Annotated in this window: 14 protein-coding genes and 1 tRNA gene; 10 read left to right on the forward strand and 5 right to left on the reverse strand. The window is 68.6% G+C overall.

Annotated elements, in window-relative coordinates; all coding sequences use genetic code 11:
• Nucleotides 1-74 precede the first annotated feature (74 nt).
• Nucleotides 75-614: a molybdenum cofactor guanylyltransferase gene (gene mobA, locus E1218_RS18130; protein ID WP_233712300.1), complete on the reverse strand. Its 540-nt coding sequence runs from the start codon at nt 612-614 to the stop codon at nt 75-77.
• Nucleotides 615-663: 49 nt separating this feature from the next.
• Here mobA and E1218_RS18135 point away from each other — a divergent pair, with 49 nt between their 5' ends.
• The 5 genes from E1218_RS18135 (at nt 664) to E1218_RS18155 (ending at nt 5714) form a co-directional block, all read left to right on the forward strand.
• Nucleotides 664-1455: a carbon-nitrogen hydrolase family protein gene (locus E1218_RS18135; RefSeq protein WP_132321637.1), complete on the forward strand. Its 792-nt coding sequence runs from the start codon at nt 664-666 to the stop codon at nt 1453-1455.
• A gap of 54 nt (nt 1456-1509) precedes the next feature.
• Nucleotides 1510-2598 (forward strand): Rv2231c family pyridoxal phosphate-dependent protein CobC, encoded by a 1089-nt coding sequence (cobC, locus tag E1218_RS18140; protein ID WP_132321639.1) that lies wholly within the window; start codon nt 1510-1512, stop codon nt 2596-2598.
• Nucleotides 2599-2702: 104 nt separating this feature from the next.
• Nucleotides 2703-3233: a BatC protein gene (locus E1218_RS18145; protein WP_132321641.1), complete on the forward strand. Its 531-nt coding sequence runs from the start codon at nt 2703-2705 to the stop codon at nt 3231-3233.
• Nucleotides 3230-4477, forward strand: a complete 1248-nt coding sequence (locus E1218_RS18150) for a cupin domain-containing protein (protein WP_132321659.1) — start codon at nt 3230-3232, stop codon at nt 4475-4477. Before E1218_RS18145 ends, E1218_RS18150 begins: the two co-directional genes overlap by 4 nt.
• A 325-nt stretch (nt 4478-4802) precedes the next feature.
• Nucleotides 4803-5714, forward strand: coding sequence for a sucrase ferredoxin (locus E1218_RS18155; RefSeq protein ID WP_132321643.1), 912 nt, complete (start codon nt 4803-4805; stop codon nt 5712-5714).
• On the opposite strand, the gene E1218_RS18160 is transcribed toward E1218_RS18155, so the two are convergent.
• Nucleotides 5707-6225 (reverse strand): gamma carbonic anhydrase family protein, encoded by a 519-nt coding sequence (locus tag E1218_RS18160; RefSeq protein ID WP_233712301.1) that lies wholly within the window; start codon nt 6223-6225, stop codon nt 5707-5709. The genes E1218_RS18155 and E1218_RS18160 overlap by 8 nt on opposite strands.
• Before the next feature lie 980 nt (nt 6226-7205).
• Between E1218_RS18160 and E1218_RS18165 the strand changes: the two genes are divergently transcribed.
• Complete coding sequence (locus tag E1218_RS18165; protein WP_132321645.1) at nt 7206-7742, forward strand: hypothetical protein; 537 nt, start codon at nt 7206-7208, stop codon at nt 7740-7742.
• Between the two features lie 371 nt (nt 7743-8113).
• Here E1218_RS18165 and E1218_RS36115 read toward each other — a convergent pair whose 3' ends face one another.
• Complete coding sequence (locus tag E1218_RS36115; RefSeq protein ID WP_165949313.1) at nt 8114-8272, reverse strand: hypothetical protein; 159 nt, start codon at nt 8270-8272, stop codon at nt 8114-8116.
• 238 nt (nt 8273-8510) lie between these two features.
• Between E1218_RS36115 and E1218_RS18170 the strand changes: the two genes are divergently transcribed.
• The 3 genes from E1218_RS18170 (at nt 8511) to E1218_RS18175 (ending at nt 9905) form a co-directional block, all read left to right on the forward strand.
• On the forward strand, nt 8511-8867 hold the full coding sequence (locus tag E1218_RS18170; protein WP_132321647.1) for a YciI family protein: 357 nt from the start codon (nt 8511-8513) through the stop codon (nt 8865-8867).
• Between the two features lie 118 nt (nt 8868-8985).
• Nucleotides 8986-9135 carry a hypothetical protein gene (locus E1218_RS36120; protein WP_165949314.1) on the forward strand — a complete coding sequence of 50 codons (150 nt, stop codon included), beginning with the start codon at nt 8986-8988 and terminating at the stop codon, nt 9133-9135.
• The gene (locus E1218_RS18175) at nt 9132-9905 is read left to right on the forward strand and encodes a CHAP domain-containing protein (protein WP_132321649.1); all 774 of its coding nucleotides are present in this window, start codon (nt 9132-9134) and stop codon (nt 9903-9905) included. The genes E1218_RS36120 and E1218_RS18175 overlap by 4 nt, the downstream gene beginning before the upstream one ends.
• Before the next feature lie 56 nt (nt 9906-9961).
• Here the strand turns inward: E1218_RS18175 and E1218_RS18180 are convergent, their stop codons facing one another.
• Complete coding sequence (locus tag E1218_RS18180; protein ID WP_132321651.1) at nt 9962-11179, reverse strand: MFS transporter; 1218 nt, start codon at nt 11177-11179, stop codon at nt 9962-9964.
• A 140-nt stretch (nt 11180-11319) separates the two neighbouring features.
• The gene (locus E1218_RS18185) at nt 11320-12558 is read right to left on the reverse strand and encodes an MFS transporter (RefSeq protein ID WP_132321653.1); all 1239 of its coding nucleotides are present in this window, start codon (nt 12556-12558) and stop codon (nt 11320-11322) included.
• Between the two features lie 276 nt (nt 12559-12834).
• Between E1218_RS18185 and E1218_RS18190 the strand changes: the two genes are divergently transcribed.
• Nucleotides 12835-12926 (forward strand) — tRNA-Ser (locus E1218_RS18190).
• Nucleotides 12927-12962 lie beyond the last annotated feature (36 nt).

Raw genomic sequence — 12962 nt, forward strand, 5'->3', positions numbered from 1 at the left:
ACCTCGAAGACCGTGTTTGCCGGCCGCCGCTTCGCGGGACGATCTCGCCGTCCGGGAAGGCCCGGGCGATCGCGTCAGTCATCGAGGTCCGCCCACGTGTCGACGTCGTGACCGGCCCGGGTCGGCTCGGACCAGGTGAGGTCGAGCCCGGCGAGAGTCCGCCGTACCGACTTGTCCCGAGGGTCGCCGACCCGCCGGATCGCGGCGGCGAGTTCGGTCCGGCGGTACGCGGTGGCGAGATGTTGCTCGTGGCCTTCGGTGTCGCGAAGGCCGTGACCGTCGTGGTCGCCGAGGCCACTGACCAGGAGGGTGACGTCGTCCTTGGTCAACCAGGGGAGGTCGCAGCTGAACACCGCGACGATCGGAGCGGAGCCGTGGGCCAGCCCGGCCGCGATGCCGGCGACCGGGCCGCCGGACGGTGGGTTCTCGACCGTCCAGGAGACCGGACGGTACGTCGTACGGACCGGGCCGACGACCACGGTCGACGCCGCGTCCTCGGTGGCTGCCAGCACCCGGTCGAGCATGGTGACGCCGTCGAGCACCAGCATGGCCTTGTCCACCCCACCGAACCGGGTGGATCCACCCCCGGCCAGCACCAGCGCGTCGTACTCCACGCGCACAGTGTCCCAGGTGTGGAGTGCGTCGATGCGGCACCATGGAAACGTGAAGATCGCCGTGGTGCAGACCGCCAGCAGCTACGACAAGGCCGACAACCGGGAGTTGGTGACCCAGGTCGTCGCCGACGCCGCGCGGGAACGGCCGGACCTCGTCGTTCTGCCGGAAGCGGTCATGCACGACTTCGCGCCCGAGGGCAGCTCGGTGGCCGAGGCCGCGGAGGCGCTGGACGGGGAGTTCGTGGCCACGCTGCGCAAGAGCGCCGTCGAGCATCGGGTGGCGATCGTGGCGGGCATGTTCGAACGCAGCTTCGACCAGCACCGGCCGTACAACACGCTCCTCGCGGTCGCTGCGGACGGCTCGCTGCTGGGTGCTTACCGGAAAATCCACCTGTACGACGCCTTCGGCTACAAGGAATCCGATCAGCTGATGTCCGGAGATGTCGCCCCGGTCGTGGTGTCGGTCGGCGGGTTGCAGCTCGGCCTGATGACCTGCTATGACCTGCGCTTCCCTGAACTGTCCCGCGCGCTGGTGGACGCCGGCGCCGACGTGCTCGTCGTACCCGCAGCCTGGGTGCGCGGCCCGCTGAAGGAACACCACTGGGCGACGCTGTTGACGGCTCGGGCGGTCGAGAACACGTGCTACGTCGCGGCCGCCGCGCAGAACGGCAAGAAGTACTGCGGCCTGAGCCAGATCATCGATCCGCAAGGCATCGCGGTCGCCTCGGTCGGTGAGTCCGACGGGCAGGCCTTCGCGGAGCTCTCCGCGGACCGGCTGGCCGACGTACGCCGGCGCAACCCGTCGCTGCTGAATCGCCGCTACACCGTCACTCCACGCTGAGCTCAGTGCTCGGACTCACAGCCGCTGGTGCAGGGAAGCGGTTAGCCTCCTGGGGTGACCGACGGGTTTGAGCTGGACCATCACGGAGATCTCGAGGTCGGCGGTGGGCTGGTCGACCTGGCGGTCAACGTCCGGACCGGGACTCCGCCGGCCTGGCTGGTCGACGAGATCACGGCCAGCCTGAGCGATCTGGCGGCGTACCCGCGTCAGGACGCGGCGGTGGCGGCGGTTGCCGCGCGGCACCGGGTGACGCCGGATCGCGTGCTGCTGACGGCCGGCGCGGCGGAGGCGTTCGTACTGGTGGCGCGGGCCTTCCGGCCCCGGCACGCGGTCGTGGTTCATCCACAGTTCACCGAACCCGAGGCGGCGCTGCGGTCGGCCGGCCACGTGGTCGACCGGGTGATCCTGCGGCCGGAGGACGGGTTCGTCCTCGATCCCGGGGCGGTGCCGGCCGACGCCGACCTCGTGGTCGTCGGCAATCCGACCAACCCGACGTCGGTGCTTCACCGCGCCGACGAACTGCGCGAGCTGGCGCGTCCGGATCGGATCCTGGTCGTCGACGAGGCGTTCATGGACGCCGTTCCGGGTGAACCGGAATCCCTCGCCGGTGCCTCGATCCCGGGACTGGTGGTGATCCGCAGCCTGACCAAAACCTGGGGGCTCGCCGGACTGCGGGTCGGGTACGTGCTGGCGGCGGCGGGTCTCGTCGAGCAGTTGGCCGCAGTCCAGCCACACTGGCCGGTGTCCACTCCTGCGCTGGCCGCGGCAATTGCCTGCAGCAACGAGCACGCCCTGTCCGAGGCGGCGCGCGCCGCCGTTGATCTCGATCGCCAGCGGGGGTATCTGGTGGACGCTTTGGGTGCTGGTGCTGGTGCTGGTGCTGGTGCTGGTGCTGGTGCTGGGGCCGGGGTCGGGGTCGGGTTGTACGGTGTGCCGCGCGGGCCGTTCGTGCTGGTGCGCGTCGAGGGGGCCGACATACTGCGGAATGCCTTACGGGAACGGGGATACGCGGTCCGTCGCGGCGACACCTTCCCGGGACTCGGTGTGGACTGGCTGCGGATCGCCGTACGTCCCGAGGACGTCACCGACGCCTTCGCGAAGGTATGGCGCGATCTTCGCGGCGGAACCGAGTCGGCGCTGTAACCCTCGAGGGGTTTAGTCGACCTGCCATTTGCGCACAGGATTGGCGCAGAGTGCCCGCACCACGTCCCGGCACTCGCGGCCATTTCGCGGAAGGGAGCAGCAGCATGAGTCTGAACAACGACGACATGACCACCTCGTCGGACGGTGAAGAGGGCCTGGCGGACGGTGGCGCGACCGCGGGTGCGACGGACGGCGGAGCCGACGGCGGCGCTTCCGGCCAGGGCAACGACACGACGGCCGGCTACGGGTCGGGCACGGAGGGACCCGCCGACGGCGGAGCCAGCCCGGGCGCGACCGACGGTGGTGCTGACGGCGGTGCTGACGGTGGTGCTGACGGTGGTGCGGGTGGTGAAGGTCTTGCGGACGGCGGCGCGACCCCGGGCGGCACCGACGGTGGTGCTGACGGTGGTGCGGGCGGCGAGGGTCTCGCGGACGGCGGTGCCTCGCCTGGTGCCAGCGATGGCGGCGCCGACGGAGGTGCCGATGGCGGTGCTGGTGGCGGTGCTGGTGGCGGAGCTGGTGGCAGCGCAGGTGGCGAAGGACCGGCCGACGGTGGTGCCAACCCGAATGCGACCGACGGCGGGGCCGACGGTGGCGCCGACGGTGGGACCAGCGGGAGCTCCGGGAGTTGGTGAGGACGGTGCCGGGAGCCGGGTCGCCGCCGGACGAGCGCCCGGCTCTCCGGCGTTGCGTTGCGGGTGATCTGGACGAGTTCGCGCACTCCTACTGGGGTGCGCGGGCTCTGTTGTCCCACGGCACCGACCTGCCGGCGCCGTACGACGACCTGTTCAGCCTGGAGGCCGCGGACGAGTTGCTGTCCCGTCGCGGTCTCCGGACGCCGTTCCTGCGGATCGCGAAGAACGGCGCGGTGGTCGGTGACGGGCAGTTCACCGGTTCAGCCGGGGTGGGCGCCGAGATCGCTGACCAGGTCCGCGACGACAAGGTGGCTGCGCTGTTCGCCAGCGGGCACACCGTCGTACTGCAGGCGCTGCACCGTACCTGGCCGGCCTTGGTTGACTTCGCCACGCAGTTGACCGTCGACGCCGGTCATCCGGTGCAGATCAACGCTTACATCACTCCTGCCGAATCACAGGGGTTCTCGGCGCACTACGACATACACGATGTCTTTGTGCTGCAGGTCGCGGGTGAAAAGCACTGGACCGTGCACGAGCCGGTGCATGTGGACCCACTCCGGAACCAGCCGTGGACGGATCACTCGCAGGCGGTCGCGGCTGCTGCGCGTGACCAGGGTCCGGTGATAGACGACGTACTGCGTCCCGGTGATGCGCTCTATGTGCCGCGCGGCTTTCTGCACTCGGCCAAGGCGCTGGGTGGCGTCAGTGCGCACCTGACTGTCGGTCTGCACACCATGACTCGGTATCTCCTCGTGCAGGAGCTGGCCGCGCTGGCGGCGGACGAGGCCGAGTTGCGGACGGCCTTGCCGCTCGGCTTCGATGCGGGTGATCCTGCGCAGGTCAATGCGGTGCTGCCGGAGGTGGCTTCGCTGTTGGTCAAGCAGATCCAGTCGGCGACGCCTGAGGAGCTGGCTGACCGGCTGCGACGTCGTACTTGGTCGAGTAGCCGGCCTGCGCCGCTGTCGCCGTTGGCTCATGCGGCTGCGATCGCGTCGTTGGCGGTCGGTACTACGGTACAACGCCGGGCGGGTCTGCGGTGTCGAGTCGTCCCGGGCGATCCGGTCGTGCTTCAGTTGCCCGACCGCAGGATCACCTTCCCGGCGATCACAGCAGAGGCTGTCGCGGCGCTCTGCTCCGGCGCGGACCAGAAGGTCGGGGACCTCCCCGGCCTGGACGCCGACGACCAACTGGTCCTGGTATGCCGCCTGCTCACCGAGGCAGTCCTGGTCACGACCACCTCGTAGCACACTTGTTGCGTCGGGCAACAATATTCACGCGACGGACGCCGCCGGCCGGTGCCCGTTCCGTCTGCGCTGTGGTTGTACAGAGTCGGCCGCGGGTGGGCGCCTGACGTCGTGCGTCTGGGTGTCCGGCCCGAGGTAGCGAACGCGCCGGCAAGAAACGCATCCCCCGGCCGGTGCAACCGCGTGGTGGGGTGGGTGCATGTCTGGGGGTGCGGCAGCGTAGGGGTGAGGATGGCATTGGCTGGTCGGTGCGGCAGCATGGTGCGGACGAGAAAGACCGTGCGGCACGTGGGCTTGCTGTGGGCTTGCGTGAACGCGGGAACGGATGGACGTGGTGGCTGAGAGGTATCGGGTAGAGACAGGCTGTGCCGCGCTGGCCGACCGGCGCGGCGACTCTTTGGTCGCAACCGCACCCCCCGCCGAACGCTGGCTCCTGATCGAGTCCCCCACGCCGTGGCCCCGCATTGCCCTCGCGTCACTCCAGTCCTCGTCCGGTGGTGAAGAGCTCGGGGCCGAGGTTGAGCGCCGGTGTCGGGAGTTGGGGTATCGGCCGGTGTTGATCCGGCGGTTCGGGCGGATCGATCGCGCGGCCCCGCGGCGCTGGGCACTCGTGGACAGCCGGCCAGGGCAGGAGTCGGTGCGGTGGGGCCAGCTGCCGTCGGACGAGCACCTCTTGGCGGTGCTCGACGGCTCGGACCCGGGCGAGCCCAGCGTCGAGCCGATCTACCTCGTGTGCACGCACGGACGCCACGACGCGTGCTGCGCCGTCCGCGGACGACCGGTGGCAGCCGCGCTGACAGCTGTCTATCCCGAGCGCACGTGGGAGTGCAGCCACATCGGCGGTGACCGCTTCGCCGCGAACGTCGTCGTCCTGCCGTACAGCCTGTTCTACGGGCATGTCTCGGTGTCCCGAGCTGTCGAACTCGCCAAGCGCTACGACGAAGGACTCGTCGTGCCTGATCTCCTCCGCGGATCAGGCGCGTTCACGCCGCCCGTCCAGGCAGCCCAGCACTACGCCCGAGCCGCCGGCCACTCCGTGGCCATCAACACCCTCCTGCCCACCTCCGTCCATCAACTTCCCAACAACCACTGGCGCATCGACCTGTCAGCCGGCAACGCAAGCATCAGCGTCGAGCTCTCGGCCCATCTGGACACCGTCAACGTCCGACTCACCTGCGCGGGCAGCACTCCCTCCCGGATCCGCCGCTTCCAGCTACACCACCTGACGACTACCTGACGACTACCTGACGACTACTCGGCCTCAGGTAGGACACGGTCGTCCCGGTGGGCGCCGTAGTACGCCGACGGCGAGCCATGATGTCGCGCATCGGCGTGCCACGAGGGACGCCGTACACGGTGCCGGGAAAGTCCAGGTCGCGCTGGATCTGCCAGAGCTCCTCGTGCCGGTCGGGCGAGAAGAGTTCGGCCGGGTCGCCGACCGCGATCCACCCGATGGGGAGGACAGCGCCAGGCTCCAGGCGCGAGTTCACCTGCAGCACGCTGTTGATCCGAAGTTCCGCGCCCGCGTCGGCGACCGAACCCGGGAACAACGCGGCGCCCGTGGCGATGAAGACCTCGTCCTCGACCGTGGCGCCGTTGACATGTGCATGGGGACCTACCAGGACCGCGTCGCCGATCAGAGCGGGATGGTCGGCCCGGCCGCGCACCAGGGCGTTCTCCATCACCACGCTGTTCTCGCCGAGACGGACCTCACCGTTCTCCGCGGTCAGCACCGCACCGTGCAGCACTCTGCTTCCTTCAGCCAGTACGACGGCTCCACACAACACAGCCGACGGTGCGACAACAGCGGATTCGGGCACGACCGGTCGTCGGCCGCGGTGTTCGAGCAGCATCGTGTGCTGTCCCTTCGTCGATCATCACCTCGTTCCCGTCAGCTTCTACCTGTTCGGTCTGCGGATCTCCACTGCCCGGGCCCTCACGCACCCGGACGGCGGCGCCTCGACGACCGGTCCACATCAAAGGTGGGAGGTTCGGCCGCCCTGACGATCCGTGGTGGAGAACCGCGAACCAGGACAACATTAGAACACCCGTTCGACAGTCCGCAACGAACGCTGCCGCGTCAACTGTCATGTCGCAGGACATCACGATGTCCAGGACGAAGTCGACGAGGGAATCCAGGCGTTGCTTGCACTAAGTGCCGTTATCTGAAGTGTTGTCGACACTGGCACCGCCGACGCTGACGGTGAGCCAGATCGTCGCGGCGCTGGAGGCTTGCGAGCATCCGGGGACCGGTTCTTGCTGCGCTGCTGGCTGGGGCGGGGCTGCGGATCGGTTAGCTGCTCGGGCTGCGGCATGACGACGGCGACACCGCAAGATGCCTGGCCTGGATCAACCTGAAGGCTCCGCCCCCCGGCGCGAGTAGACCACGGCCTCTCAGCGGTACGCACTCGATCACCGGCGGGATCGGGTTCGACGGACGTCAGGAATGTTTCGGCGCCTTCGACGTTCAGAAGGTGTGCGCCAAGCTTCAGGAACTCGACTACTACGGCACATACTACGACCGCACCGCCTACCGATGCTCCGCGGAAACCGTCGCCAACCTCGCGTAGAAGAGTTCATCGGTGACCTGCGCGGGTGCCCTCGAGGGCACCTTCCGCACATTCGCCAGGGGCTACGCTTGGCCGAACGGCGTCCAGACCACTAGGACCGCAACTCTTCCGGCGTGAGACTGTGTATCGGGTACTGAATGAGTAGTGCTGACTGGAGCATGGGTTCGACGGTCTCCTCGCACGAGAACGTCGAGCCTGGCAAGACGTTGATCGCCGACGTGGCCAGCGCTGGCGAGCTGATGCATGCCCCCCGAAGGCTACGGCTACTGGCCGGAGCGAGCAGCGTCTGTGTCCGGGACCCCGGGGGCCGGCTGATCTGGCTGGAAACCGATCGACTATCCGCGTTCACTGACGTCGATGGCCAGGTCAGGATCGTGCACCACGAAGACGAAACCACTCTCGTGCCTCGTGACACCGGCGCCGAGGCACGGGCACTCGCGAGTCTCGACGCGTTCCGTGCCTGGATTGACGCTCGCGGCGAGTCTGCACCCGTTCCTACCGAGCCGTACCTTGGTCGACCCTCGACCGGACTCGCGCTCAGCACCGAAGACGGGCGGTCCACCGCAATCACCCGCGACCTCGAGACAGGCATCATCCTTTTCGCCCGCGGCCGGTCGCTTCAGGGAGAGTTCGAACTGCAGGTGAGATCAGTGGAGATCAGGGAGACGACGGCCGACGAGTTCGCGCCAGTCTGAACCTCGCCTCGACTCAAGGATCCCACCAAGGTATGCCACGAATGGCACAGCTTCGTCATTGACATTGTCCACAACGCAGCCGCCCAGGTCACAAGTTCGTCCCGGAATCCGAGCTTGGAAGCACATGTTCTAGTGAAGCGCCGAGGTGCAGCCATGACGCTTGTCATGTCGCAGGACAACGGTGACATTTCTGATCAGGACGACAGTGACATTGCGAGGCACCAGTGCCTACCCGGACGCGTCACGCCACTGACCGCCTGGGAGGCTACCGCGAAGGCCGAGGCTCCCTGCCCTACCCGTGAGCAGATCGCCCGCCCCGCAGCCATCGGTCCGGCACCCACCGGCCCAGGCCCGCACCGGTGCCAGCTGATCTACCCCCCGACACCGTCGTCCAGGAACTGACCAGCGCCGACGCGTTCTACCTGGACAATGTCCAACACCTGCCCGGCGCCCAGCACAGCTTCCAGCAGGTCCTCGTCATCATCGACGGCGACAACATGACCGTCACCAACTCGAAGCAAGATCCGCACCCGGTATCACCTTCGTCGGCAACGGCAGACACCCGGAGCACAAACCGGCAAACCACGAACGTCACCGAAGTCCTGAGGCATCACACGCTGCCTCGTCAACCACCGGGCAGCGCCGGCGATGCGTACCCCGCGCCCGCGGACCTTGCGAGATTCTTGTAGCTAGCGTGTCGGATCTGGGGTGGGGCGTTCGTTGGAGGGGTGAGTGGCCGGGAGACGGCCCGGGGTGAAAGGGGATGCGATGACGAAATACCTGATCTCGTTCGAGAAGGGGGCTATGGACCACATCCCCGAGGCGGAGCTCGGGGAGGTGGGGAAGGCGGCGCGCGCGGTGTGCCGGGAGGCCGAGGACGCAGGGGTGTTCGTGTTCGCGGGCGGGCTGAGCTACGACGACGGCGACGTGGAGTACGCCGGGGTCGCCGTGGACGGGATGGTGACCGACGGGCCGTACCCGGAGAGCAAGGAACTCGTGGGCGGCGTGGCGATCGTCGACGTACCCACGCGGGAGGCGGCGCTCCAGTGGGCCGCGAAGTTCGCGGCCGCCTGCCGGTGCACGCAGGACGTCCGCAAGTTCATGGACGACCCGGAGTCGGTCTGACGTCCTGGACGGCTTTAAGACTTTCTGAAGCCTGGCGCCAAACCTGTCTGAAGACTCCCGCGGATCCTCGTCACCAGGCGGTCCACGCGGACCGCGTGGAACCGAGGGGGAGAACAGGATGGGTGACGAGGTACGCGACGACACCCCGGTCGAGACGGGGAACTACCCGCTGCCGGAGGACGGAGCACAGGACCAGGTCGAGCAGACCCGGCTCCCGCAGTACGACGAGGACCTGGTGGACGGCGCGACGCTGGAGTCCGAGTCATGAGCGGCACGGTGCGGGACCTGCTCACCTGGGCGGCCGCGCAGGTGCGGACGATGGAGAAGCCGCTCGGGTCGAACAAGAACCCGTACGCCGCCAAGGCCGGGCACGCGAACGGACAGGCCTGGTGCGCGACGTTCCTGGTCGCGGGGTGGAAGGTCAACAAGGTGCCGCTGGTGCCGGGGACGAACAGCGCGTTCACCCCGACCATGCAGAACGGGTTCAAGAACGCGGGCCGGCTGTTCAACAGTCCGCGGGCCGGCGACGTCGGCTTCCTGTTCGACCGGGACCTGGGCAGGATCGCGCACGTCTTCTTCGTCGAGCGGGTCGAGGGCGACTTCGTGAAGACGATCGAGGGCAACACCAACCTCGACGGCAGCAGGACCGGCATCGGGGTGTTCCGGCACAGCCGTCGCTGGACCGGCGGCACCACGATGATCCGCGGCTTCGGCCGGCCGAACTACAAGGCGGGCGGTACGGCGCCGCCGACGGTGTCGACGGCCGCGATCGTGAGCGCTGCCCGCAAGGACCCGCCGGGTCCGGACGGTGCGACGTCGCACCCGGCCGCGGTGCGGATCGTCGAGGCGGCGCTGGTGGCCGAGGGGCTGCTGTCTCCGGCGTTCGCCAAGGACGGTTCGTTCGGCACGGTCACGATCAAGGCCTACGGGCAGTGGCAGCGCAAGCTCGGCTTCACCGGCGCTGACGCGGACGGCATTCCCGGCCGGGAGTCGCTGACCAAGCTCGGCCTGCGGCACGGCTTCAAGGTCGTGGCGTAAGCACTTCGCCGACGGGTCGCGGTGACTGTCAGGGTTACCGCGGCCCGCGTCCGATCTCAGCGACGCTGCGTGGTGGAGTGCGGGAGAACGCGGTCGAGGATCAGGATGGTGGCGGACGCGAGCAGTGCGAGCACGGTCAGCGCCAGCCACGGGAACTCGTGCCGAACCTCGAAGAGTTGCGCGAAGAAGGCCGGCGCCAGCACGCTCGCGAACGTGAAGGAGTACTGCCAGTAGGACAGGTACTTCCCATGCCCCACCACCGGCGCGACCGCGGCAGCAAGCGCGTTGGACGTCGCCGCGTGCAGTACGTCGGCGAACGCGAAGACCGCCGTCGCGAGGATCAGCCCGGGCACTACCAGCCAGGTGGGAATGTGCAGGAGCGAAGCCATCAGCAAGCCCCACACCGCCCAGGTCACGCCGGCCACGATCAGCACATTCGTACGCCGGCGCCGCTCGGTGTGACGGACGACCAGAGTTTGTCCAGTCGCCAGTACGACGGAGACCGCGGCCAGGAGCACGCCGACCAGCCATTTCGGCACGGGCAGCGCGTCAGCGACGTACACGGGAAGCCCGACGCCCATCAGCATGGTGCAGAGTGCCAGCACGGTGTTCGCAGCGATGAGCACCAGGAACGGCTTGTCCTTGCGCAGCTGCGGCGCCGGGCCGGTCTCCTGCAGAGCATGCTGGTGATGCGAGGGGTGCAGCCGCAGCAGGAGCAGACCGGCGACGAAGAAGGTCGCCGCGTTGAGTGCCATCGCGACCAGAAACGGGGTGTCGCCGCCTGCGGCCAGCAACGCACCAGCGGCCAGTGCACCGAGGCCGAACCCGCCGGCCTGCATCATCCCGCCCAGACCGAACCACCGGTCGCGGTCGCCCTCGTCGGCCACGTCCGACAGCAGACTGAAGATCGAAGACCAGAACACCCGCTGACCGCACGTCGTCACCAGCGCACAGAGGAACAGCAGCCACAGCGACCGGCCGAGGAAGAAGCCGGTGAACGCCAATCCCTGCGCGAACTGCGCTCCGACGACCAGGTTGCGCGGCCCGACCCGGTCGATCACCACACCGACGGCGGCCGGTGCGGCGATCGAGAACAAGGTGGCCACGGTCAGCAGCGTTCCCGCCGTACCGAGGGGGATGTCGGCCACTCGCACGAAGTAGAGCAGCAGCAGTGGTCCCGCGCAGCCGCCGCCGAAGGAGTCGATCGCCAGACCGGCGAGCAGCGGGAAGCGGCCGCGGATGTTCGGCAGGCCGAGGGACGTGGCTGTAGGCATGTCAGAGTGCTCCGATCGCATCGACTCGGCCCACTCGCAGCGATGCTACGAGACCACTCCACCAGGGGTGTTCCCTGACTACAGTTGGGGCTCTCGGCCGAAAACACTAGCAAGCCCTTGCCGTGCGCCTCCAGGCCTTTTCAGTCCGCCGCGGCGACCTGCCGTACGGACACGTGTCTCAGTGGCCGCCAGGCGACCGCGGTCATCAGCACCATCGCGGCGAACGCGATGGCGAACGGAGCCGCCAGACCGTACTGCTGCGCCAGCACGCCGCCCAGTGCGGCGCCGATCGCCGCACCGCCGACCGAGGCGAGCAGATAGACGCTGTTGACCCGGCCCATCAGCGGCTCCGGGGTGGCGAGCTGACGCGCTGTAGTCGACACGATGCCCCAGACCACCGCGTGGACGCCGAACACAGCCATGGTGGCGCCGGCGACCCACGGACTCCGGGTCAGGGCGAGGATCAGGTGCACGGTCGTCTCGACCACCAGACCGGCCCGCAGCAGGGTCAACGACCCGACCCGCGGTTCGAGCAGGTGGTACACCGGCATGCCGAGCACTCCGCCGATCGCGCCGACCGACACCAGCAGCCCGAACTGTGTCTCACTCAGCGCGAGCCGCTCCCGCGCATAGAGCACCCAGGTCGCGAAGGCTGCACAGAACGTGACGTTCATGACGAGGATCGAGCACGCCAGCGTCCGTACTCCCGCGTGCGCCCACAGCCAGCGAATCCCCTCGCGTACTTCGGCCCAGAGCGCCGTACGGGGCGATCCGTCCGGAGGGGCCGGGCGTACGGTGACCCGGGCGATGAGCGCAGCCGCGGCGGCGAAAGTGACCGCGTCGAACACGAGCGGCACCCCGGCGCCCACGGCGAACAGGAGCGCGCCGATCGGCGGGCCGCCGAGCTGCTGGAGCACCGTGCCAGTCGCGAACAACCGGGCATTCGCCTTGCCCAGTTGGTCTTTCGGTACGGCGCTCACCAGCAGTGCGCCGGACGCGTTGTCGGCCAGCGTCTCCGCCGTGCCGAGGAGGAAGAGCGCGGCGTAGACCGCCCACAGCGGTGAGCTGTCCAACAGGACGGCGATGCCGAGGGCACCCAGAACGACGGCCCGAAAGAGGTCGGCGGCAACAATCATCAACCGGCGGTCGAGCCGGTCGACGAGTGCCCCGCTGAACAATGCGAACAACAGCCACGGCAACTGCTGGACGAACGCGGCCGCGCCGACGGCGGCTGGTTCGCGGGTGATCGAGGCGACCAGCAACGGGCCGGCGGCGAGCATCGCGCCGTCGCCGAGGTTCGAGATGATCGCGGCCGGCCAGATCTTGCGGAAGTCGGCGCCGAGCTCGGGCGGCAGCAGCGACGTACGGAGGGATCGCATCAAGGACTCCTGAGGGCATGACGGAACAACCTGACAACCGGCGCCGCTGCGGCACCGGCGGGGTGATCCCGGTCAGACGCTGATCAGCTCAGCGCGCCGACCGGATGGTGTGTGCCATGTCCTCGAACGACCGAGACATTGCCCTCACCTCCGTCCGCAAACCCGGGCGGCCCGTCCGCCTCTGCGCCGACCCTACAGTTCCCTCCCCGCCTCCGCACTCCTGTTCGCCCCGGGCAGACCCCCGCGCTATCCTCGACGCTCGGCGACACGTCGCCAGGAGGGTTCGCATAGTGGCCGAGTGCGCTGGTCTTGAAAACCGGTAGGGCGGGTGACCGTCCTCGTGGGTTCGAATCCCACACCCTCCGCCACTGTGATGTCTCAAGACATCGGCATGGCTCCGAACC

It is taken from the genome of Kribbella turkmenica (assembly GCF_004348725.1).
Classification (GTDB): domain Bacteria; phylum Actinomycetota; class Actinomycetes; order Propionibacteriales; family Kribbellaceae; genus Kribbella; species Kribbella turkmenica.

Bases quoted from the DNA above. Each gene is read 5' to 3' on its own strand.
- E1218_RS18180 (WP_132321651.1), bottom strand. From the start codon at position 11,179: ATGCCTACAGCCACGTCCCTCGGCCTGCCGAACATCCGCGGCCGCTTC.
- E1218_RS18175 (WP_132321649.1), top strand. From the start codon at position 9,132: ATGAGCGGCACGGTGCGGGACCTGCTCACCTGGGCGGCCGCGCAGGTG.
- E1218_RS18145 (WP_132321641.1), top strand. From the start codon at position 2,703: ATGAGTCTGAACAACGACGACATGACCACCTCGTCGGACGGTGAAGAG.
- E1218_RS18155 (WP_132321643.1), top strand. From the start codon at position 4,803: ATGGACGTGGTGGCTGAGAGGTATCGGGTAGAGACAGGCTGTGCCGCG.
- E1218_RS36120 (WP_165949314.1), top strand. From the start codon at position 8,986: ATGGGTGACGAGGTACGCGACGACACCCCGGTCGAGACGGGGAACTAC.
- E1218_RS18185 (WP_132321653.1), bottom strand. From the start codon at position 12,558: ATGCGATCCCTCCGTACGTCGCTGCTGCCGCCCGAGCTCGGCGCCGAC.
- E1218_RS18165 (WP_132321645.1), top strand. From the start codon at position 7,206: ATGGGTTCGACGGTCTCCTCGCACGAGAACGTCGAGCCTGGCAAGACG.
- E1218_RS18170 (WP_132321647.1), top strand. From the start codon at position 8,511: ATGACGAAATACCTGATCTCGTTCGAGAAGGGGGCTATGGACCACATC.